This is a genomic window from Paractinoplanes ovalisporus, assembly GCF_016834655.1.
In the GTDB taxonomy this organism is placed as follows: domain Bacteria; phylum Actinomycetota; class Actinomycetes; order Mycobacteriales; family Micromonosporaceae; genus Actinoplanes; species Actinoplanes ovalisporus.
This window is the reverse complement of sequence record NZ_JAENHP010000002.1, coordinates 353,930-373,913: the sequence shown is the minus strand read 5'-3', so window position 1 is coordinate 373,913 and position 19,984 is coordinate 353,930. Positions and strand designations below refer to the sequence as shown.

Sequence of the window (19,984 nt, the reverse complement as noted above, 5' to 3'; positions counted from 1 at the left end):
CCCCGTCATGTTCGACGAGGCGAATCCGCTTCTTCACCGCGTACGGGAAATCGCCCTGGCCTTTCCCGACGCGGCGGAGAAGATCTCGCACGGGCATCCCGCGTTCTTCACGACCAAGGTGTTCGCCTATTACGGCGGCAGCATCAAGGTCGACGGGGAGTACGTGCGCCACGACGACTCGCTGGTGGTGCTGCTCGAGCCCGACGAACGCGACGCGATGGCCGGCGACCCGCGCTGCTACCGGCCGGCCTATCTCGCGCCGTCGGGCTGGCTCGGCATCCAGCTGACCGCCGGCACCGACTGGGCCGAGATCACCGAGCTGCTCGACGCCAGTTACCGCCTCACGGCCGGTCCGCGGCGGGTGGCGCGTCTGGACGCCCGGGAAGCGTGAGGCCGGTCAGCTCGGCCGAGAGGTCCCACAGCCGGGCCGCCTCGGGCGCGTCGGTCGGATATTCCTCGGTCAGCTCGCAGTCCCGGCAGTAGGCGCCGCCCCGGGTCACCGGCGTCACCGCAGCCCACACCGGGGTCGCGGCGCCCTGTTCGGGGGTCTGGAAGAGGCCGGGGACGGGGTTGCCGGTCTCGTCGATCCAGCCCGCGTCGACCATCTCGGCGGTGGTGAGGTGGCGTTGCAGCGGGGTCAGCACCCAGCCGGGACTGGCCGAGAACGCCCGTACGCCGAAGGGCGCGCCCAGCCGGTCCAGCTGGTAGGCGAAGAGCACGTTGGCCAGCTTCGACTGCCCGTAGGCGGCCCACTTGTCATAGCCGCGGGTGAAGTGCACGTCGTCCCAGCGCATCCGGTCCCCGGGCGCCCGACCCGAACCGATCATCACGACCCGCGCGTCCCCGGCCGCCCGCAGCGCGGGCCACAGGTGCATGACCAGCGCGTAGTGGCCCAGATGGTTGGTCGCGAACTGCGCCTCCCAGCCCGGCCCGACGCGCGTCTCGGGGCAGGCCATCACGCCGGCCCCGCCGATCACGATGTCGGCCCGGCCGACGGTGGCGGCGAAGTCGCGGACCGAACCGAGGTCGGTGAGGTCCATCGGGCGGGTGTCGAACTCGCCGCCGGGATCGGGGCGGCGCGCGGGCACGATCACGTGGGCACCGGCGGCGGCGAGGGCCCGGGCGGCGGCCCGTCCGATGCCCGAGGCGCCGCCGGTCACCACGGCGGTCTTGCCGGTCAGGTCGATTCCGGAGAGCACGTCACCGGCGGTAGGAGCGGTCATGGCACCGCACGGTAGGGCTTCGAGCGCGCTCGAAGTCAAGCCGTGATCAGTAGGCGATCAGGGCGCCCATGTTCGAGGCCGGTCCGCCGGTCACCGGGCGACCGGTGAGGCTGAGCCGTACGGGTGTCGTCTGGTCGCCGTAGGCGGTGCCGAGGCCGAGCTGGCCCAGGGCGTTCGAGCCCCAGCACCACACGGAGTTGTCGTTGCGGACCCCGCAGGTGGACGGTTTGCCGCCGCTCACCTTGCGCCACGCGCTGGAACCGAGCGCCTGCGTGGGCACGTATTTGTCGGTGGTGAGGCCGTTGCCGAGGCGGCCGTTCCAGCCTGTCCCCCAGCACCACAGGGTGCCGTTGCTCTTGAGGGCGCAGCTGTGGTCGGCGCCCAGACCGACCGACATGTAGCCGCCGGTGCCCTGCACCGCGGTCGGTGAGAGGGCCTGCGGCGCGCCGCCGCCCCCGCCGAGCCGGCCGCTGCCGTCGCTGCCCCAGCAGTAGACCTTCGTGTCCGTGCGCAGCGCGCAGGCGTGCTGGAAGCCGGCACTGACCTGGACCCATCCGGTCGTGGTCACCGCGGTCGGGGTGGTCACCGGGGTGCTCGACGCGCCCAGGCCGATCTGGCTGAAGGCGTTCTGGCCCCAGCAGTACATGGTGGTGTCGGACCGGACGCCGCAGGTGAACAGGGAACCGGCCGACACGCCGGTCCAGCCGGTGGCCGGGTTCATGATCTGCACCGGGCTGTTCCGCTGGGTGTTGTCGCCCTGCCCGGTCTGCCCGTAGGTGGCCGACCCCCAGCACCACAGCGTGGTGTCGGTGCCGACCGCGCAGCCGTGGTAGCTGCCCACGGTCACCTGGCGGAACGCCGTGCCGGCGCTGGTGGTGACCGGGGTGGGCAGGAAGTGGTTGGTGTTGTCGCCGGCGCCGAGCCGCCCGGCGTTCTGCTGGCCGAAGCAGTACAGGGCGCCCGCGTCCTTGATGCCGCAGACGAACTGGTCACCGACCGCGGCCTGGTGCCACGTGGTGCCGGCGTCGACCCGCGAGGGCGTGAAATAGGGCAGCCCGGTGTTGCCCCAGCACCACAGCGTCCCGTCGGTGCGGATCGCGCACGAGAGGCTGGCCAGTTCGCCGGGCGCCCCGGCCGACCAGGCCGAGGCGCCGACCTTGACCGGCGAGACCTGGTCGGTGACGGTGCCATCGCCGACCTGCCCGTACGTGTTGGCGCCCCAGCAGTAGAGCGAGTTGTCGGTCTGCGTGCCGCACGAGTGGTACTGGCCGGCCGAGACCGACCGCCAGGTGGTGGCCGCGCCGATGAGCACGGGCCCGTTGGTGCTGCTGTTGGCGTTGCCGCGTCCCAGTCGTCCCGATCCTCCGGCTCCCCAGCAGTAGAGCTGGCCGCCAGTGTTGATGCCGCAGGTGTGGTCGGCCCCGAGCGTGACGCTCGCCCAGGTGCCGGTGACCGATTTCGGCGAGGGGTACGAGGTGCTGTCGGACTGCCCGAGCCGGTTGGCGCCGCCGTCACCCCAGCAGGACAGGGCTGTGCCCTGCAGGCCGCAGGCGTGCTGCCAGCCCAGCGCGACCGAGGTCCACCCGCTGCCCGCGACCGGCAACGGGACGGCGGACGAGGTGGGCACGGTGAGGCCGATGCCGAGCTGACCGGCCGAGTTCGCTCCCCAGCAATAGAGGCTTCCGTCCGTACGGGTCGCGCAGGTGAAGTTGGTTCCGGCCGACACCGAAGCCCAGCCGGTGGTTCCGGGGAAGGTCACCGGCAGCGGCACGCGGGACGAGGTGGTGGTCGTGGGCTGCGCGAGCTGCCCGGAGCCGTTGGCGCCCCAGCACCACAGGCTGTTGTCCGCCTGGATGCCGCAGGTGTGGTTGGAGCCGGCGGCGACGCTGAGCCAATCGGCCGTGCCGACCGGCTGGGGTGTGTAGTGGGCCGAGGTGTCGTTGACGCCCTGCTGCCCGCTGCTGTTGCCGCCGCCCAGGCAGTAGAGCTTGCCGGCCGAGATGCCGCAGGCCATGCGGTCGCCGACCGTGACCGACGTCCAGGTGGTGTCGGTGCCGATCTGGGTCGGGGTGACCTGGATGCCGCCGTTGTCACCCCAGATGTAGAGGCCGCCGTTGATCGTGAAGTCGGTGTCGGCGGCGGCCGTGTTCCCGGTATTGGAGATGGTCGAGGTGAAGACGGCCTGGGCGGGCGCGACGAACCAGGCCAGGACCACCACCACGGCGACGGCGGCCGCCAGCGCCCGCCGCGGGCGGGACTCCATCAGCGCGCATCCCAGCTGAAGGTCTGCGTCACCGTCGTGCCGAGCGCCGCCGGCGGGTCCAGCACGTCGATGGTCAGCTGGTACCAGTGCGCCTCATTGGTGCTCCAGCTGCTGGTGGGGTCGGTGAGACCGGTGGCCAAGGTGGTCGGGTAGCCGGACAGCGTCCCGCTGTAGAGAACGCCCGGTCCGAGCAGGTTGTAGTCGGTGGCGTCCGGGGTGAAGCCGGTGCAGGCAGGAAAGGCGCCGGTCACTCCGCTGCCCCGGGTCACCGACAGCATGAGGTAGTTCTCGAGGCCGGTGCCGCCGGTGGTGGCGCCGAACAGCTTGACGCCGGCGCTCAGGGTGCCCTCGTAGGTGACCCGCACGCACCGGCTGGGCGCGGTGCCGGGCCGCAGCGCCGACACGCTGAACATGCTCTGACCGGCGGCGTTGTCCTTGAGGATCACCGACCCGGCGGCGTACTGGTTGCCGGGGTTGCTGGTGCTTCCGGCGAAGGCGGACCAGGCGGCGCCGCCGGCGACCAGTCCGCCGAGCATGGTGCCGACGACAAGACAGGCCTTGACGCGGCGGCTTCCCACATCTGACCGATCGGCACCTCAGCCCACGATTTTAGGCGAAAACGCCCTAATTACGACACCTTGTAGTCGGCGACGTTCCAGCACTCGGGTCCGTCGCCGACGTCGATGCTCACCCTGGTCGGGTGGCCGTCGGAGGTGTCGTACGTGGTGGAGACCTCGGCGCCGTCGTCGGTGGCGGTCTGCGCCATCTCGATCAGCTCCTTCAGCGTGAACGCCTCGATCTCCTCGCCGGTGTCGCCGGTGACCGGCCCCAGGTCTTCGTCGGAGTTCGCGGACGGGGTCACCGAGGAGGCGTCGAGCCGGTCGGTCGCCGAGACCGCTCCGGCGGCGACCGTCACCTGGTAACGGCCGAGCGGCTTGGCGTCGTCACAGCCCCGGGTGAGCACGTACGAGTACGACCCGGGCTCGGTCCACGCCGGCGGCGAACCAGCAGCGGACGCGGTCGGGGCCGGCGACGGGTCGGACGACGTGCATCCGGCAGCCAGTGCCACCAGCGCCGACGTCACAGCCAGGGCCCAGGGAAGCTTTCGGAGCAGCACGCGGAAAAATTTAGCGCACCCTGTCGATCCGCGGCCGGGCCCGTTCGACCTGGGGATGAGAAGGTCGGCAGGCGACCGGACATCGAAGGGAAGACACCATGGCGAAGTACATGCTGATCATGCGGGGCACCGACGACACGCAGGCCCAGATGGCGAAGGCCTCGTTCGACGAGATGCTGGAGACGGTCGGCCGCTTCAACGACGAGCTGATCAAGGCGGGTGTGCTGGTGGCCGCCGAGGGCCTCGACGACGCCGCCCAGGGCGTGGTGGTCGACTACTCGGGCGAGACCCCGGTGGTCACCGACGGGCCCTACGGGGAGACGAAGGAGCTGTTCGGCGGCTTCTACATCATCGACGTGTCGACCAAGGAGGAGGCCGTCGAGTGGGCCAAGCGGATGCCCGCCTTCCCCGGTGCGAAGTGCGAGATCCGCCGGGTCCCCGGCATCGACGAGTTCCCGCAGGACAACGAGTGGGTCAAGAAGGAGCGGGCCTGGCGCGAGCAGACCGGCCAGCTGTGAGCTCGGTCGGGGCGATCTGGCGGATCGAGTCGGCGCGCATCGTCGGCGCGCTGACCCGGTACGCCGGGGGTGATCTCGAACTGGCCGAGGACGTCGCGCAGGAGGCGCTGGCCGAGGCGCTGGAGAAGTGGCCGCGCGACGGCGAGCCGGACAACCCGGTGGGGTGGCTGCTGGCCACGGCCCGGCGGCGGGCGATCGACACGTTCCGCCGCCGGTCGGTCCGGGACGAGAAGTACGCGCTGCTGGCCGAGGAGGACACGGACGGCGGCGACGGGCACCTGTGGGACCCGGACCGGATCGACGACGACGTGCTGGCGCTGATGTTCGTCGCCTGTCATCCGGTCCTCTCCCCCGAGGCCCGGGTGGCGCTGACCCTGCGGACGGTGGGTGGCCTGTCCAGCGAGGAGATCGCCCGCGCGTTCCTGGTCCCGGTGCCGACCGTCCAGGCCCGCATCACCCGGGCCAAGAAGACGATCGCGGCGGCCCGGGTGCCGTTCGAGGTGCCGCCGCCGGCCGACCGGAAGGAACGGCTCGGCGGCGTCCTCAGCGTCCTCTACGTGATCTTCACCGAGGGCTCGACGGCCACCAGCGGCGACGTCCTGGTGCGCAAGGATCTGGCGTACGAGGCTCTGCGGCTGGCCCGGACGCTGGCCGCGTTGCTGCCGGGCGAGCCGGAGGTGTTCGGGCTGATCGCGCTCGGCGAGCTCACGGCGTCACGGTTCCCGGCCCGCACCGGCCCCGATGGCGAGGCGATCCTGCTCGAGCAGCAGGACCGGCGCCGCTGGGACCGCACGGCCATCCGCCGGGGTCTGGCCGCGTTGGGTCAGGCCACGGCGGCCGGTCGCGGCCTCGGCCCGTACGGGTTGCAGGCCGCGATCGCCGCGTGCCACGCCACCGCCGCCTCGGTCGCCGCGACCGACTGGGAGCGGATCGTGCTGCTCTACGAGGCTCTGGGCCGGGTCGCGCCGTCACCGGTCGTCGAGCTGAACCGGGCCGTCGCGGTGGCCATGGCGAGCGGCCCGGCCGAGGCGCTGGCGCTGGTCGACGAGCTGGTGGCGACGGACCGGCTGCCCGGGTCGTACCTTCTGCCGAGCGTGCGCGGCGAGCTGCTGCTGCGGCTGGGCCGGCGCGACGAGGCGCGGGGCGAGCTGGAACTGGCCGCGCGGCTGTGCGGCAACGAGCGGGAACGCCGGGTGCTACTCCGCAAGCTCGAGGACCAGTAGGTCGCTCTCCTCCTCGACCGGGCGCGGCTGCCGCTCGGCCCGGACCGCGGCGTCGAGGGCGGTGAAGCCTTCGACGATCTCTTCCTCGGTGAGGCGTTCGAACGTGGACGAGCCCCGCAGCTTCAGCCGGTCGGAGTATTCGGCGAGGCTGGTGGCGATGCGTTCCTGCACCCGCTCGACGGTGACGAAGCGCAGCCCGGCCCCGGCGAACGTCTCGAGCAGCGGGTCGAGCCGGGGGAACACCTGCTCGTCGATCAGGCGGATGCCGGGGAAGTAGCTGTACCACGGCAGCTCGGGCATGCGGTCGGGGAACAGGCTGCGGATCAGCACCCGCCCGCCGGGGCGCAGCACCCGGGCGATCTCGGCGGCCGCGGCGGCGTGGTCACGCACGTGGTGCAGCACGAGGAAGACGAGCACGAGGTCGCAGCTGTCGTCGGGCAGCGGGATCCCGGTGGCCGAGCCGTCGAGGTAGGTCACCCCGGGATGCTCGTGAGCTTCGGCGACGGCCCGCATGCGGTCGAACGGCTCGACACCCCAGACCGGGCCGCCGAACTCGCCGGCCAGCGCGGGGGTGAACCGGCCCGTGCCCGAGCCGAGGTCGAGCACCGCGAGCGGCCGGCGCTCGGGGGCGTGCCGCGCGAACACGTGCACCCATTCGGTCAGCGTCCCGGGTGGCAGCGCGCGGGCACGCGCATAGACCCGATGCTGACGTTCGTCGTAGTTCACCTCACGCACAGTCCCCGCCTCCCCGCCTCATTCTTCGCTGTCGAGGCCGCTCTTGACAGCCCCGGAAACCGGGTCGCGACCGGTTTCACAGCAGAAGCTCAGCTCGCATCGACCACATATACCGCAACCGAGCGAGCCGGGACGGTCAGGTCGCCGCCGGCCGCGGTGGCCGCCTGCAGCAGCGGGTCGGCCGAGGTGGTCAGCTCGGGATGCAGTCGGACGCCGGCCGGAAGCCCGGGAACGGTCTGCACGGTTTCCGCCGCGGTGGCGTTGAAGACGACCACGATCTGGCTGAACCGCGGGTCGAGGCCGGTGCCGTCGAGACACATGACGATGACGCCCGGGGTCTCGCCGGGCCCGCCGAGCGGGAACGTGACCCGGCGCTGCACCTCGTCGGCCGTGGGCAGCCCGAAGACCGGCGACGAGCGGCGGATCCGCAGCAGTTCGCGGTAGCGCTCGGCGGTCAGTTCGATCACGTCGGCCGGCGGCACCAGGGCCGGGTCGGCCAGCAGCGGGCGGGCCAGCGGCCAGTGCTCCTCGTTCTGGGCGGCCACGGGCAGGCCCAGCCCGAAGCCGTTGCCGAGGGCCGGGTCCCAGCGGATCTGGTTGAACCAGTCGCCGGAGTCGAACGAGTTGCGGTCGAGCGACTTGGACCGCAGCCGCTCGCTGCCCAGGGCGACGAACCCGGCGCCCTGGCTCAGCACCACCAGGGCCAGGGCCAGCACCTGCAGACGGGCGCGGTCGAGGGGCGGGGTGGTGATGGGCAGCTTGTACGCCATCGCGTCGTAGAGGATCTCGTTGTCGTGGGCGTCGACATAGTTGACCGTCTCGCCCGGGGCGGTCGCATAGCCGCTGGGGGCGCCGTTGTAGTCGACCTGGGCGCCGCTCTGCTCGGCCCCGAGGTGGTTGACGAACCGGTATGCCGCGAGACCGCCGGCCAGCCCCACCTTGATCTGGTCGTGGACGATCAGCGGGGTCAGCGAGCCCAGCCCGGTGGCGAAGCCGGGCACGGTGGGGTCGCCGAACGCGCCGCCGCCGCGGGCCGCGTCGCGCAGCCGGTCGTTGAACGTGCCGATCCCGGTGCCGGCCATGTTGATCTGCGTGGCCTGGGCGAACCGGGCGTCGTCGGCCACCTCACCGAAGTTCCAGCCCTCGCCGTACAGGTAGATCTCTTTGCCCTCGACCCCCTCGACCGCGCGCGTGAGGTGGTCGAGGTTGACCCGGACCTCGAGGATGTTGGCCCGCGGGTGGTGACCCATGAGGTCGAAGCGGAAGCCGTCGATGCGGTACTGCCGGGCCCAGGTGACCACCGAGTCGACGACGAGCTTGCTCATCATCATGTGTTCGGGGGCGGTGTTGGGGCAGCAGGTCGACTCGGCGGTCGAGCCGTCGGCCAGCTGCCGGTGGTAATAGCCGGGGACGAGCCGGTCGAGGACGCTGAACCGGCCGGTGCCGTCGGCCATGGTGTGGTTGTAGACCACGTCCATCACGACCCGCAGCCCGGCCTCGTTGAGGGCGGCCACCATCTGGCGGAACTCGATGATGCGGGACGGGCCGGCCGGGTCGACGGCGTAGCTGCCCTCGGGGGTCGTCCAGTGCCACGGGTCGTAGCCCCAGTTGAACCCGTCGCGGTCGGCGATCTCGGTGACCGCGCGCTGCTGCTCGTGGGAGTCGGGCGGGAAGCCGGCCAGGTCGCAGGCGGGGGTGAGCTGGTCGGAGCGGCGGTCGGGCACGCTCGCGAAGTCGAACGCGGGCAGCAGGTGCACGTGGGTGAGGCCGGCCTCGGCGAGCGAGCTGAGGTGGCGCATCGAGGCCGAGCCGGGCCGGGTGAACGCGGCGTACGTGCCCCGTTCGGCCGGCGGCAGGGAGTGGTCGAAGATCGAGAAGTCGCGGATCGACACCTCGCTGATCTGCATGCGGGCGGGCGCGACCGCGGGTGGCTTGGGCGCGGCGGCCCAGCCCGGCGGGGCCAGCTCGGGGTCGTCGAGGTCGACCAGCAGGCTGTGGGTGGAGTCGGTGGCCAGGGCCAGCGAATAGGGGTCGGTGACGCTGGTGGTGATGACCCGCTGGGCCGCCGGGTGCCACACCTCGACGCGGTAGCGGTAGTAGCGGCCCATCCACTTGGGTTTGAGCGGGATCGTCCAGACGCCGGTGAGCGCGTCCCGTTCCATCGGCAGCAGTTTGGGCTCGTCGGACGGAGTGCGGAACAGTTCGAGCTCGACCGTGCGGGCGGTCGGCGCCCACACCGACAGGCGGTAGCGGTCGTCGTCGATGACCAGGCCCAGATAGGCGTCGGCGGCGTCGGCGTAGAGGTCGTCGAGCACGCCGGGGATCTGCACGCCGGTCAGCACGGTGCGCTCGCCGCCGGTGTCGCGCCCGGTCACCAGCAGCCGATCGCGCAGGAGGTCGCTCAGGGCGGCGTCGCCCATTTCCCGTACGGAAAAAGCCTTGTAGGCCCGCAGATGGGGGAAGCGCCGGCTCTGGGCCTGGAACAGGCCGCCCGGCCGTGGAGTGAGCGGGTGGTCGCCCAGGTGGAAGGTCTCGGCCCGGTCGACGATCCAGCCGGGCAGGGCGATCGTGGTGCGGTCGACGAAGACGGCCAGGGAGCGGGCCGGGTCGATCTCGGGGCCGAGCGAGCCGAGTTCCGGCTTCACGGGCGCGGTCGTGCCGGCGAGCAGCCAGATCTCGCGGGCCGCCGACAGGTCGAGGCGCTGGTCGTCGGGGAGGTCCTTCTCGGCGCCGCGGTGCAGCACGTAGCGCAGGCCGATCGCGTCATCGCGTACGGGAATCTCGAAAACCGCACCGAAGTCGTCGAACGACGAGGGGGTGAGCGGCTTGTCCCAGTCGGGCTTGGCGAGCGTGCCCTCCCAGGCGTGCACACCCCATCCGTCGTAGTCACTGTCCGGACGCTGGTAGTGGATCAACACGCTGCTCACCCGGCCATAGTCGCAGCTAGGTGAGACGGTTTCAGCGCGTGGCAACCACGGTCGTGATCTTTGGCCCATCCGCGTCGACGCGCAAAAGGTACGAATACTTTTCACCCGGGACAGCGTTGCCCCGCGAATCGAGATATTCCCACTCCACCGCGACCATGCTCAGCGCCGGCGAGAGCCGCTGCACGTCCAGCAGCTGGGCGTGCGCGGCGACGATCTGCTGCTCCTCATAGGCGGGGGCGGCACCCAGGAACGAGAGCGCGACCGCGGCCGGCGAGGTGAAGGTGAAGCTGTACGCATCGGCCACCACCATGCCCGGTACGGCGTAACAGCGGCTGATCGCCGTGACGTCGCCGCTGGTCAGCGCCGTTCCGTAGCGATCGAAGAAATCGGTGAGCTCGGCCAGATCGGTGGGCGCCTTCACGGTTCGAGGTGTGCCCGGCGCGACGACGGAGTAAACGTGGGAGGCGGGGACACCCCGCCTTGCGCCGCCTTACAAGACGGACGTACGGTTTACGGGAAATCGTCAACCGAGAGTTAGGTATGCCTAACCCGAAGGCCGCCCTTTCGGTGCGAAAGACTTTCCACGACAGTCGCTGGGTGTGAAGGAGATGACGTGGCCAGCCTCGACACCTTTGGTGCGAAGAGCGAGCTGCGCGTCGGAGACGCGAGCTACGAGATTTTCACGATCGACAAGGTCGAGGGGCACGAGCGCCTGCCCTACTCCTTGAAGATCCTGCTGGAGAACCTGCTCCGCACGGAGGACGGCGCGAACATCACCGCCGACCACATCCGCGCGCTCGGCGGCTGGGACCAGACCGCCGACCCGAGCGTGGAGATCCAGTTCACCCCGGCCCGGGTGCTGATGCAGGACTTCACCGGCGTGCCCTGCGTGGTCGACCTGGCCACCATGCGTGAGGCCGTGAAGGACCTGGGCGGCGACCCCACCAAGGTCAACCCGCTCGCCCCGGCCGAGCTGGTCATCGACCACTCGGTCATCGCCGACCTGTTCGGCCGCGAGGACGCCTTCGCCCGCAACGTCGAGCTGGAGTACCAGCGCAACCGCGAGCGCTACCAGTTCCTGCGCTGGGGCCAGACCGCGTTCAACGAGTTCAAGGTCGTGCCGCCCGGCACCGGCATCGTGCACCAGGTCAACATCGAATACCTGGCCCGCACGATCATGGAACGCAACGGGCAGGCCTACCCCGACACCGTCGTGGGCACCGACTCGCACACCACCATGGTCAACGGCCTCGGCGTGCTGGGCTGGGGCGTCGGCGGCATCGAGGCCGAGGCGGCCATGCTGGGCCAGCCGGTGAGCATGCTGATCCCGCGGGTCGTCGGCTTCAAGCTGAGCGGCGAGATGCCGGCCGGCACCACCGCCACCGACCTCGTGCTGACGATCACCGAGATGCTCCGCGAGCACGGCGTGGTCAGCAAGTTCGTCGAGTTCTACGGCCCCGGCGTGACCGCGGTGCCACTGGCCAACCGGGCCACGATCGGCAACATGTCGCCCGAGTACGGCTCGACCGCGGCGATCTTCCCGATCGACGACGAGACCATCAAGTACCTCAAGCTGACCGGCCGCAGCGACGAGCAGGTGGCGCTGGTCGAGGCGTACGCGAAGCGGCAGGGCCTGTGGCTCGACCCGGACGCCGAGCCCGACTACTCCGAGAAGCTCGAGCTCGACCTGTCGACGATCGTGCCGTCACTGGCCGGCCCGAAGCGCCCGCAGGACCGCGTGCCGCTGAACGCCGCCAAGACGATGTTCCGCGACGCGCTCACCAACTACGTGTCCGACCAGGGCCCGGCCGACGAGGCCAGCGAGGAGTCGTTCCCGGCAAGCGACCCCCCGGCCAACCACGCGGACTCCGACGCGGACAAGCCCCACGTGTTCAGCGCGGCCACCGGCTCGAACGGCCGCCCCTCCAAGCCGACCCGCGTGGTCGGCGAGGACGGCACCGAGTTCGAGCTCGACCACGGCTTCGTCGGCATCGCCGCCATCACCTCCTGCACCAACACCTCGAACCCGCAGGTCATGATCGGCGCCGCGCTGCTCGCCAAGAAGGCCGTCGAGCGGGGCCTGACCCGCAAGCCGTGGGTCAAGACCACCCTCGCCCCCGGTTCCAAGGTCGTCTCGGACTACTACGACCGGGCCGGTCTCACGCCCTACCTCGACAAGATCGGGTTCAACCTGGTCGGGTACGGCTGCACGACCTGCATCGGCAACTCGGGCCCGCTGCCCGAGGAGATCTCGGCCGCCGTCAACGAGGCCGACCTGACCGCGGTCAGCGTGCTGAGCGGCAACCGCAACTTCGAGGGCCGGATCAACCCCGACATCAAGATGAACTACCTGGCGTCCCCGCCCCTGGTGGTGGCGTACGCGCTGGCCGGCTCGATGGACATCGACATCACCACCGAGCCGCTCGGCACCGGCTCCGACGGCCAGCCGGTCTACCTCGACGACATCTGGCCCAGCGCCAAGGAGATCGACGACGTCATCGCCTCCGCGATCGGGGCCGAGGGCTTCAGCACCGCCTACTCCGACGTGTTCGCCGGTGACGAGCAGTGGCAGTCGCTGCCCACGCCCGAGGGCAAGACCTTCGAGTGGGCCGACGAATCGACGTACGTGCGCAAGCCCCCCTACTTCGAGGGCATGGAGCACTCGCCGAAGCCGGTCAACGACATCAACGGCGCCCGGGTGCTGGCCAAGCTGGGCGACTCGGTCACGACCGACCACATCTCGCCCGCCAGCTCGATCAAGGCCGACTCGCCCGCCGGCAAGTACCTGGCCGAGCACGGCGTGCCGCGTCACGAGTTCAACTCGTACGGCTCCCGCCGCGGCAACCACGAGGTCATGATCCGGGGCACGTTCGCCAACATCCGGCTGCGCAACCAGCTGGTGCCGGGCGTCGAGGGCGGCTTCACGGTCAACCACCTGACCGGTGACCAGACCACGATCTACGACGCCTCGGTCGCGTACCAGGAAGCCGGTGTTCCGCTGGTCATCCTGGCCGGCAAGGAGTACGGCTCGGGCTCCTCGCGCGACTGGGCGGCCAAGGGCACCATGCTCCTGGGTGTGCGCGCGGTCATCGCCGAGAGCTACGAGCGCATCCACCGCTCCAACCTGATCGGCATGGGCGTGCTGCCGCTGCAGTTCCCGCCTAAGACCAACGCCGAGTCGCTGGGCCTGTCCGGCACCGAGACGTTCACGATCACCGGCGTGACGGCCCTCAACGACGGCGACACCCCGTCGACGGTCAAGGTCCGCACGGACACCGGGGTCGAGTTCGACGCCGACGTGCGCATCGACACCCCCGGCGAGGCCGACTACTACCGGCACGGCGGCATCCTGCAGTACGTCCTGCGCAAGATGCTCAACAGCTGAGCCGTTCCGCGTCACGCCCCGTCTCCCCGGTTGCGGGAGGCGGGGCGTTGCGTTTTACGCTCGGGCCATGTCGCGCGCGGTGTTCCCCGGCACGTTCGATCCGATGACCCCCGGCCACCTCGACATCGCCGACCGCGCCCGCCACCTCTTCGACGAGCTGGTCGTCCTGGTGGCGGTCAACGGCGACAAGCAGCCCACCCGTGCGGGCGGGATCAGGGCTTCCGCCGTACGGGACGCGCTGCCGCCCACCTGGCACAACGTGACCGTCACCGCGTGGCGCGGCCTGACCGCCGACTTCTGCCACCGCCACGGCATCGACGTGATCGTCCGGGGCGTGCGCAACGCCCGCGACGCCCGCCACGAGCAGGAGCTGGCCGCCATGAACGACTCCCTCGGCATCCCCACCCTGCTCCTGCCCACCCGCCCGTCCCTGGCCACCGTCTCCTCCACCGCGATGCGCGCCCTCCCGGCCTAGCTCAAGCCGTTCGCGACGGCCCTCAGCTCCTCGATGGGCAGGCCGCCGTTGGCGCCGACGGTGAGGACCACGCCGTCGGGGGTGGTGATGACGATGTCGTGGGTGGTGACCTCGGTGCCGGCCATGGTGGTCAGCACGGCCGCGCCGGCCGGGACGGTGAAGGACTCGGTGATTTCGGCGCCCGCGGTCTGGGAGCCGGCCAGCCACCGGGTGGTTGTCGCGCGGTCGGCTCGGTTCGAGGGCTCCAGCGGGCGCAACACCGTGATCCAGAGCCACTTGCCGCCGTCGTCGCGCAGGTAGTAGCGCGTGGACACGGTGGCGGTGGGCTCGCCGAGGTACGGGGCCATCGAGCCGAGCTCGCGCAGGAAGTTCTCGCCGACATAACGGGTCGAAGAGTCGTCGCGGTCGGACGCGTGCAGGCCGGCGGGGATGTAGCCGATGCGGAAGCCGTCCAGCAGCGGCGCCGCCGGGGCGGCCGGTGGCGCCGGCGGGGCGGGCTCGCGGAGCTGCGGGATCACCAGCGCCAGCACCGCGATCACGGTGGCGGCGGCCCCGGCGGCGTAGGCGGCGCGCGCGGCCCGGCGGCGGCGCATCCCACGGCGTACGCGGGAAACGAACTCGTCGGTCACCGGGAACTCGGCGTCGACCGTGGACAGGACGTCAAGGTCGTCGGGCATCGGGCTCTCCTTCCATCTGTGTCGTCTCCAGGGGCGATCGGCGGGAGCGCAGCGTGGACAGGCCCCGGGACAGGTGGGAACGCACGGTCGCCGGTGAGCAGCCGAGCAGCGCCCCGATCTCGGCGTCGGGCAGGTCGTCGAGATAGCGCAACGCCAGCGCGGCCCGCTGCTGCGGGGGCAGGCCGGCCAGGATCTGCCCGATCACCGCGGCCGAGTCGACGGCGGCCAGCGCGGGATCGTCGCGGGCGGGCTCCGGCACGACCGGCACGGGTGTCGGCGGCGGGCGGCGCCTCGAGTTGAGGAACAGGTTGAGCATCGTGCGCCGGGCGTAGCCGACCGGGTTGCCGTCGCGCCGCACCCGGGACCAGGCCAGACCCAGGCGGATGTACGTCTCCTGGGCCAGGTCCTCGGCGGCCGCGCGGTCGAGCGTCAGCAGGTGGCCCAGCCGCAGCAGGGCGGGCCCGCTCTCACGCAGGAACGCCTCGAAACCGGAACTGCCCGACGGGAACAGCGGCACCTTCACACTTCCTCTACACAACCTCCACCCGATTCTGTGGCATCCGCTGTCACATGAGCGGATGCTGCGGTGCTGACCAGGCATGGACGTTGCACTGTCGTGGGACAGGAAGGAAAGCGTGGCGCGCTCACCCGGGGTCGTCCGGCCCGACCTGGAACAGGTGTTCCGCACCTCGTACCCGCGGGTCGTGGCCGTCGCGGCCCGGGTGCTGGGTTCGCGGGACGAGGCCGAGGACGTGGCGCAGGAGGTCTTCCTGACCTTCGGCCGCTCCGACGTGCCGGCCGGTGAGGCGTTGCCGTGGCTGTCGGTCGCGGCCGCCCACACCGCGCTCAACCACATCCGTACGGGGAAACGCCGCGCCGGACGCGAGGAAGCCGCCCACCCCCGGGACGCCACCGAGCCCGACGTCGCCGACGCGGTGGTCGCCCGCGAGGAACGGCGCCGGGTCCGGGCCGCGCTCGCCCGGTTGCCTCGACGGCAGGCGGTCGCGTTGGTGCTGCGGCACAGCGGCCTGAACTACGCCGAGGTGGCCGCCGCCCTCGGCCTCTCCCCCGGCAGCGTCGGCACCACCGTGCGGCGCGCCGAGTCCGCCCTGCGCGAGGAGTTGAACCGCCATGCGTCATCCGAGTGAGGGGGTGCTGCGCCGGCTCGTGGACGAGCCCGCCGGCGTGGCCGACGCCGACCGCTCCCACGTTGCCGATTGTCCTATTTGTCAGGGAAGGCTGGCTTCCGTACGGCGGGACGCCGCCTTCGCTGCGGACACGTTGCACATCGAGGTCGACCCTGACGTCGATGCGGCGTGGGGGCGATTGGATATGGACAAATCGCCCCGCCCGCGACCGTGGCTTCGGCGGACAAAACGGACGCCGATCATCGCCGGATTAGCCGCGGTCGCCGTCCTGGCCGGAGCGAGCACGGCCGCGGCCGCCGACTGGCTCCAGATCTTCCGCACCGAGAAGATCGCCCCCGTCACCGTCCACCAGGCCGACCTGATGGCGATGCCCGACCTCACCTCGTGGGGCGACGTCGAAATCACCGAACGCCCCCGCATCCACGCCGTCACCGGCCAGGCCGCCGCCGAGAAGGAGACCGGCCTCGACCTGCCCGACGTGACCCACCTCCCCCGCGGTGTCACCGGGAACCCGCAATACCAGGCGGGCCGCCGGATCACCGCGACGTTCACCTTCCGGGCCGCGAAGATCCGGGCGTTCACCAGCTCGGCGCCCCCGATGCCGCCGGGACTGGACGGCAGCCGGTTCCGCCTGACCGCGGGGCCCGGTGCCGCCGCCGTGTGGGACAGCAACCAGGGCGTCCCGGCGCTGATCGTCGCCCGGGTGGTGGCCCCCACGGCGTACTCGACCGGGGTGCCCTTCGCGACCGCCCGCGACTATCTGCTGTCGCTCTCCGGCCTGCCCGCCGACGTCGCCGGTCAGCTGCGGAGCTTCTCGGCCGACGGCCGCACGCTCCCCCTGCACGTCATGCCCGAGGAGCTGACCAGCAAGCCGGCCGACGTGGGCGGCAACCCGGCGACGCTGCTCACCTCGACCGACGAGGTGCTGGCGACCGTGCTCTGGGTCGACGACGGCGTGGTCACGCTGGTCGCCGGTTCGCTGAGCGCCGACGAGGTGCTGACCGTCGCGCGGGGTCTGCGATGAGCGCCGCGGTCTGGGCGTCCGGGCTGCGCAAGCGCTACCGGAAACGGCAGGCGGTCGACGGCGTCTCGTTCACGGTGGACCGGGGCGAGGTGGTCGGCCTGCTCGGGCCGAACGGCGCGGGCAAGACCACCGTCATCAAGACGCTGCTGGGCCTCGTACGCCCGGACGCCGGTGAGGTGATGCTGCTGGGCCGGCCGGGCACGGACCCCAGGTCGCGGGCCCGGGTCGGCTACCTGCCCGAACTGTTCCGCTACCAGCCGTGGCTGACCGCGGCCGAGGTGCTGCGGCTGCACGCGCGGCTGGCCGGGGTCGCCCCCGACGAGGAATGCCTGGGGCTGGTCGGGCTGGCCGACCGGGCCGGGGACCGGGTGGGCGGCTTCTCCAAGGGCATGCAGCAGCGCCTCGGGCTGGCGGTCGCGCTGGTCGCCCGCCCGGAGCTCGTGGTGCTCGACGAGCCGACCAGCGCCCTGGATCCGATCGGCCGGGCCGACGTACGGGATCTGCTCCTGTCCCTGCGCGAGCGCGGCGTGGCCGTGCTGCTCAACTCGCATCTGATCGGTGAGGTGGAGCGGGTGTGCGACCGGGTCGTCATCCTCGATCACGGTCAGGTGGCCGCTTCCGGCACCCTGACCGAGTTGCTCGGCGAGCACACGGTGCGTCTACGGCTCGGCAACGTGACCGCGGCGGCAGCGTCTCGGATCGGACATTTCACTAGAGATGGCGAAATGCTGGTCCTGCCCGCGCCTCCGAGCGTTCCTGATCTTGTCGCCGACCTCGTGAAGCTCGGCGTCGAGATCCACGCCGTCGAGCCCAGCCGGGTCAGTCTCGAGGACCGGCTCCTCGGCATCATCCGCGGGGAGTCCGCATGAGCATCGTCCTGACCGTCGCCGGCCTCACCCTGCGCGAGTCCGCCCGCCGCCGGGTTCTGCGCTCCCTGGCCGTCCTGACCGTCCTGCTGTTGTCGCTCAGCGCTTGGGGCTTCTCCCGCATCAACGCCGAGTACGAGGGCCTGACCAGCGGCGAGTCCCGGCTGGCGGCATCCATCGTGCTCAACCTGGTGATGTTCGGGCTCAGCCTGATCGCGGCGCTGGGCACGGCGTTCCTGGCCGGGCCGACACTGGCCGGCGAGGCCGAGTCCGGGATCGCGCTGGCCATGCTGGCCCGCCCGGTGCGTCGCGCGCAGATCCTGCTCGGCAAATGGCTCGGCCTGGCCGCCTTCGGCAGCGGTTTCGTGGCCGTCGCGGGCACGGCGCAGCTGGTGATCGTCAAGGTGACCACCGGCTACTGGCCGCCCGACCCGCTGACCGGCCTGGTCCTGCTCGCCGGTCAGGCGGTCGCGTTGCTCACGCTGGGCCTGCTGCTGTCCACGGCGATCTCGCCGATGGCGTCCGGGATCGTGGCGGTCGGCCTGTTCGGGGCGACGTGGATCGCGGGCGTGGTCGGCGGGGTGGGCGCCGCGCTCGGCAACGACAGCGTCCGCCAGGTCGGCACGGTCTCGCAGATGCTGCTGCCCACCGACGGCCTGTGGCGGGGTGCGATGCGCGCCTTCCAGGACCCGGCGTTGCTGTCCCAGTTCGGCGAGGCGGTCAAGGGGCACCCGTTCTTGAGCAAGGCCCCGCTGACCGGCGCCTATCTGGTGTGGGCGGTGGTGTGGACGGTTCTGGTTCTCGCGCTGGCCGGTCTGGCCTTCCAGCGGCGGGACCTCTAGCGGCGGCCGGCTTCAAGTCGGCAGGTGGGCCTGGATCTGCCGTTCCAGGAGGGCGCCGGGCTCCTCGTCGGTCATCAGCGCGAGGGCCCGGCGGCTCGCGAGCACGGCCAGGCCATGCACGCCGGCCCACAGATCAAGAGCGGTCAACCCCGGTTCCCGTACGCCGGTGAGCGCCACCAGCTCCACGGCCGCCCCGAAGATCGGGGTGCTGTGCTCGCGCAGCCGCTCCCCCGACCCTTCGAGCAGGTCGTGGCGGAACATCAGCTCGAACATGGCCGGCCGCTCCTGCGCGAAGGCCACGTAGGCCTGGGCCAGCGCGAGAAGTGCGGCCCGCGGGTCGACGCGGTGGTGTTCGGCTTCGTCGCCGCCTCTGGCCGTCGGGGCGGGCATGCTTGCCGTCGGGGCGGGCATGCGGGAGCGGAGGTCGGCGAAGCCCGTGGCGGCGACCGCCGACAGCAGGGCCGCGAGCGTCGGGAAATAGCGCCGCGGCGCGCCGTGTGAGACGCCGGCCCGCCGCGCGACCTCGCGACCGGTGAAGCCCGCCAGCCCCTGCTCGTCGAGCAGCAGCGCCGCATGCCGCACGAGAGCGGCCTTTACATCCTCACCCGCCATCACGTAGACATTGTCTACCAGATAGACAGTGTCTACGCGTACGGGGGAACCATGTTTCTGGGTGTGGCTTTGGCGCTCGGCTCGGCGATCGCGCACGCGGGTTGGAACACGACGGCCAAACGCACCGCGGCCGAGGGCCTGCCCGCACTGTGGGCCTCCAGCCTGGCCGCGTTCGTGCTGGTGGCGCCGTTCTCGATCGCCCACGCGGGCGCCGCCTCGGGCCGGCTCATGCTGCTCACGCCGATCAGCACGCTGCTGCACACGAGTTACGCGTTCTGCCTCCAGCGCGCGTACAAGCACTTCGACGTGGGCCAGATCTATCCCCTGTCCCGCGGCTTGGCGCCGGTGCTGGTCGCGTTCGCCGGCGCGGCCGTGCTGGGCCAGTGGCTGCGCGCCCCGCAGTGGATCGCCGTCCTGCTGCTGGCCGCCGCTGTAGCGCTGCTGCTGGGCGAACACCCCTCGTCGGGCCGGGCCGTCCTGTGGTCAGCCGCGATCGCCGTGACCATCGCCGCCTACACCACGTTCGACGGCTTCGCCGTGGTGGCCCTGGGCGCCGATCCGGTCTTCTTCTACGGTTTCGGCGCCCTGCTCCAGCTGCTGCTGCTCACGTTCCTGCTGCGCCACCGCCTGCCCGAGGCCGCCGTCCAGTTCCGCCGCCACCCCGGCGCGATCGCGGTGCTGGCGGTGCTGATCCCGCTGTCCTATTTGCTGGGCCTGTTCGCCACCCAGCACGCGCCGCTCTCATTGGTGGCCGCCCTGCGCAGCTCGAGCCTGCTCTGGGCCGGTTTGATCGCCTGGGTCGTGCTGCGGGAGCCCTTCGGCCCGCGCCGCTTCCTGGCTACCTTGCTGGCCGCTTTCGCCGTCCTGGCCATGCTGACGTGACCCGCAGTCGTTCTCGTCGGCCTCGGGCGTCCAGTCTGGTCGCGCCCACCAGAACTGGGCCCACGCA

The 19,984-nt window shown here is 71.4% G+C and carries 20 protein-coding genes; 10 read left to right on the top strand and 10 right to left on the bottom strand.

All coding sequences use genetic code 11. The features are described from left to right. The first annotated feature begins 7 nt into the window (after positions 1–7). Positions 8–391, top strand: a complete 384-nt coding sequence (locus tag JIG36_RS07720) for an MmcQ/YjbR family DNA-binding protein (protein WP_203375794.1) — start codon at positions 8–10, stop codon at positions 389–391. Here the strand turns inward: JIG36_RS07720 and JIG36_RS07715 are convergent. Genes JIG36_RS07715 through JIG36_RS07700 form a run of 4 tightly spaced genes read right to left on the bottom strand, consistent with a single transcriptional unit; the run spans position 342 to position 4,603 of the window. Continuing rightward, on the bottom strand, positions 342–1,223 hold the full coding sequence (locus JIG36_RS07715; protein WP_203375345.1) for an SDR family NAD(P)-dependent oxidoreductase: 882 nt from the start codon (positions 1,221–1,223) through the stop codon (positions 342–344). The genes JIG36_RS07720 and JIG36_RS07715 overlap by 50 nt on opposite strands. A gap of 46 nt (positions 1,224–1,269) precedes the next feature. Beyond that, positions 1,270–3,486, bottom strand: a complete 2,217-nt coding sequence (locus JIG36_RS07710) for an RCC1 domain-containing protein (RefSeq protein WP_203375344.1) — start codon at positions 3,484–3,486, stop codon at positions 1,270–1,272. Continuing rightward, entirely contained in the window at positions 3,486–4,064 is a 579-nt protein-coding gene (locus JIG36_RS07705; protein WP_203375343.1) for a hypothetical protein, read from the bottom strand. Before JIG36_RS07705 ends, JIG36_RS07710 begins: the two co-directional genes overlap by 1 nt. 50 nt (positions 4,065–4,114) lie before the next feature. Further along, the gene (locus JIG36_RS07700; RefSeq protein WP_307872608.1) at positions 4,115–4,603 is read right to left on the bottom strand and encodes a DUF6174 domain-containing protein; all 489 of its coding nucleotides are present in this window, start codon (positions 4,601–4,603) and stop codon (positions 4,115–4,117) included. 98 nt (positions 4,604–4,701) lie between these two features. Between JIG36_RS07700 and JIG36_RS07695 the strand changes: the two genes are divergently transcribed. Then, positions 4,702–5,121, top strand: a complete 420-nt coding sequence (locus JIG36_RS07695; RefSeq protein ID WP_203375342.1) for a YciI family protein — start codon at positions 4,702–4,704, stop codon at positions 5,119–5,121. Next, positions 5,118–6,344, top strand: a complete 1,227-nt coding sequence (locus JIG36_RS07690; RefSeq protein ID WP_307872607.1) for an RNA polymerase sigma factor — start codon at positions 5,118–5,120, stop codon at positions 6,342–6,344. The genes JIG36_RS07695 and JIG36_RS07690 overlap by 4 nt, the downstream gene beginning before the upstream one ends. Here JIG36_RS07690 and JIG36_RS07685 read toward each other — a convergent pair. The 3 genes from JIG36_RS07685 to JIG36_RS07675 form a co-directional block, all read right to left on the bottom strand. Then, positions 6,318–7,079, bottom strand: coding sequence for a class I SAM-dependent methyltransferase (locus tag JIG36_RS07685; RefSeq protein ID WP_307872606.1), 762 nt, complete (start codon positions 7,077–7,079; stop codon positions 6,318–6,320). The genes JIG36_RS07690 and JIG36_RS07685 overlap by 27 nt on opposite strands. A gap of 89 nt (positions 7,080–7,168) precedes the next feature. Then, positions 7,169–10,006, bottom strand: coding sequence for a pullulanase-type alpha-1,6-glucosidase (pulA, locus tag JIG36_RS07680; protein ID WP_307872605.1), 2,838 nt, complete (start codon positions 10,004–10,006; stop codon positions 7,169–7,171). A gap of 31 nt (positions 10,007–10,037) precedes the next feature. Further along, entirely contained in the window at positions 10,038–10,427 is a 390-nt protein-coding gene (locus JIG36_RS07675) for a DUF6841 family protein (protein WP_203375340.1), read from the bottom strand. 192 nt (positions 10,428–10,619) lie between these two features. Here JIG36_RS07675 and acnA point away from each other — a divergent pair, with 192 nt between their 5' ends. Both acnA and coaD read left to right on the top strand, forming a co-directional pair. Continuing rightward, positions 10,620–13,391, top strand: a complete 2,772-nt coding sequence (acnA, locus tag JIG36_RS07670) for an aconitate hydratase AcnA (protein ID WP_203375339.1) — start codon at positions 10,620–10,622, stop codon at positions 13,389–13,391. 67 nt (positions 13,392–13,458) lie between these two features. Continuing rightward, entirely contained in the window at positions 13,459–13,866 is a 408-nt protein-coding gene (coaD, locus tag JIG36_RS07665) for a pantetheine-phosphate adenylyltransferase (protein WP_203375338.1), read from the top strand. On the opposite strand, the gene JIG36_RS07660 is transcribed toward coaD, so the two are convergent. Both JIG36_RS07660 and JIG36_RS07655 read right to left on the bottom strand, forming a co-directional pair. Further along, on the bottom strand, positions 13,863–14,543 hold the full coding sequence (locus JIG36_RS07660; protein ID WP_203375337.1) for a hypothetical protein: 681 nt from the start codon (positions 14,541–14,543) through the stop codon (positions 13,863–13,865). The two genes, coaD and JIG36_RS07660, sit on opposite strands and share 4 nt — an antisense overlap. Beyond that, complete coding sequence (locus JIG36_RS07655) at positions 14,527–15,066, bottom strand: sigma-70 family RNA polymerase sigma factor (protein ID WP_203375336.1); 540 nt, start codon at positions 15,064–15,066, stop codon at positions 14,527–14,529. Before JIG36_RS07655 ends, JIG36_RS07660 begins: the two co-directional genes overlap by 17 nt. A gap of 112 nt (positions 15,067–15,178) precedes the next feature. Between JIG36_RS07655 and JIG36_RS07650 the strand changes: the two genes are divergently transcribed. Genes JIG36_RS07650 through JIG36_RS07635 form a run of 4 tightly spaced genes read left to right on the top strand, consistent with a single transcriptional unit; the run spans position 15,179 to position 18,423 of the window. Beyond that, positions 15,179–15,691: a sigma-70 family RNA polymerase sigma factor gene (locus JIG36_RS07650; RefSeq protein WP_307872604.1), complete on the top strand. Its 513-nt coding sequence runs from the start codon at positions 15,179–15,181 to the stop codon at positions 15,689–15,691. Then, positions 15,675–16,715 carry a hypothetical protein gene (locus JIG36_RS07645; protein WP_203375334.1) on the top strand — a complete coding sequence of 347 codons (1,041 nt, stop codon included), beginning with the start codon at positions 15,675–15,677 and terminating at the stop codon, positions 16,713–16,715. The genes JIG36_RS07650 and JIG36_RS07645 overlap by 17 nt, the downstream gene beginning before the upstream one ends. Beyond that, complete coding sequence (locus JIG36_RS07640; RefSeq protein ID WP_203375333.1) at positions 16,712–17,584, top strand: ABC transporter ATP-binding protein; 873 nt, start codon at positions 16,712–16,714, stop codon at positions 17,582–17,584. The genes JIG36_RS07645 and JIG36_RS07640 overlap by 4 nt, the downstream gene beginning before the upstream one ends. Next, a complete protein-coding gene (locus JIG36_RS07635) occupies positions 17,581–18,423 on the top strand; it encodes an ABC transporter permease (RefSeq protein WP_203375332.1) in 843 nt (280 codons plus the stop codon). Before JIG36_RS07640 ends, JIG36_RS07635 begins: the two co-directional genes overlap by 4 nt. A 12-nt stretch (positions 18,424–18,435) precedes the next feature. Here JIG36_RS07635 and JIG36_RS07630 read toward each other — a convergent pair whose 3' ends face one another. Beyond that, positions 18,436–19,035: a TetR/AcrR family transcriptional regulator gene (locus JIG36_RS07630; protein WP_236046117.1), complete on the bottom strand. Its 600-nt coding sequence runs from the start codon at positions 19,033–19,035 to the stop codon at positions 18,436–18,438. Positions 19,036–19,086: 51 nt separating this feature from the next. Between JIG36_RS07630 and JIG36_RS54620 the strand changes: the two genes are divergently transcribed. Further along, the gene (locus JIG36_RS54620) at positions 19,087–19,917 is read left to right on the top strand and encodes an EamA family transporter (protein WP_236046115.1); all 831 of its coding nucleotides are present in this window, start codon (positions 19,087–19,089) and stop codon (positions 19,915–19,917) included. Positions 19,918–19,984 lie beyond the last annotated feature (67 nt).

Coding starts and splice junctions, on each gene's coding strand:
- JIG36_RS07720 (WP_203375794.1), top strand. CDS start 8: ATGTTCGACGAGGCGAATCCGCTTCTTCACCGCGTACGGGAAATCGCC.
- JIG36_RS07715 (WP_203375345.1), bottom strand. CDS start 1,223: ATGACCGCTCCTACCGCCGGTGACGTGCTCTCCGGAATCGACCTGACC.
- JIG36_RS07710 (WP_203375344.1), bottom strand. CDS start 3,486: ATGGAGTCCCGCCCGCGGCGGGCGCTGGCGGCCGCCGTCGCCGTGGTG.
- JIG36_RS07695 (WP_203375342.1), top strand. CDS start 4,702: ATGGCGAAGTACATGCTGATCATGCGGGGCACCGACGACACGCAGGCC.
- coaD (WP_203375338.1), top strand. CDS start 13,459: ATGTCGCGCGCGGTGTTCCCCGGCACGTTCGATCCGATGACCCCCGGC.
- JIG36_RS07660 (WP_203375337.1), bottom strand. CDS start 14,543: ATGCCCGACGACCTTGACGTCCTGTCCACGGTCGACGCCGAGTTCCCG.
- JIG36_RS07645 (WP_203375334.1), top strand. CDS start 15,675: ATGCGTCATCCGAGTGAGGGGGTGCTGCGCCGGCTCGTGGACGAGCCC.
- JIG36_RS07640 (WP_203375333.1), top strand. CDS start 16,712: ATGAGCGCCGCGGTCTGGGCGTCCGGGCTGCGCAAGCGCTACCGGAAA.
- JIG36_RS07635 (WP_203375332.1), top strand. CDS start 17,581: ATGAGCATCGTCCTGACCGTCGCCGGCCTCACCCTGCGCGAGTCCGCC.
- JIG36_RS07630 (WP_236046117.1), bottom strand. CDS start 19,035: ATGGCGGGTGAGGATGTAAAGGCCGCTCTCGTGCGGCATGCGGCGCTG.
- JIG36_RS54620 (WP_236046115.1), top strand. CDS start 19,087: ATGTTTCTGGGTGTGGCTTTGGCGCTCGGCTCGGCGATCGCGCACGCG.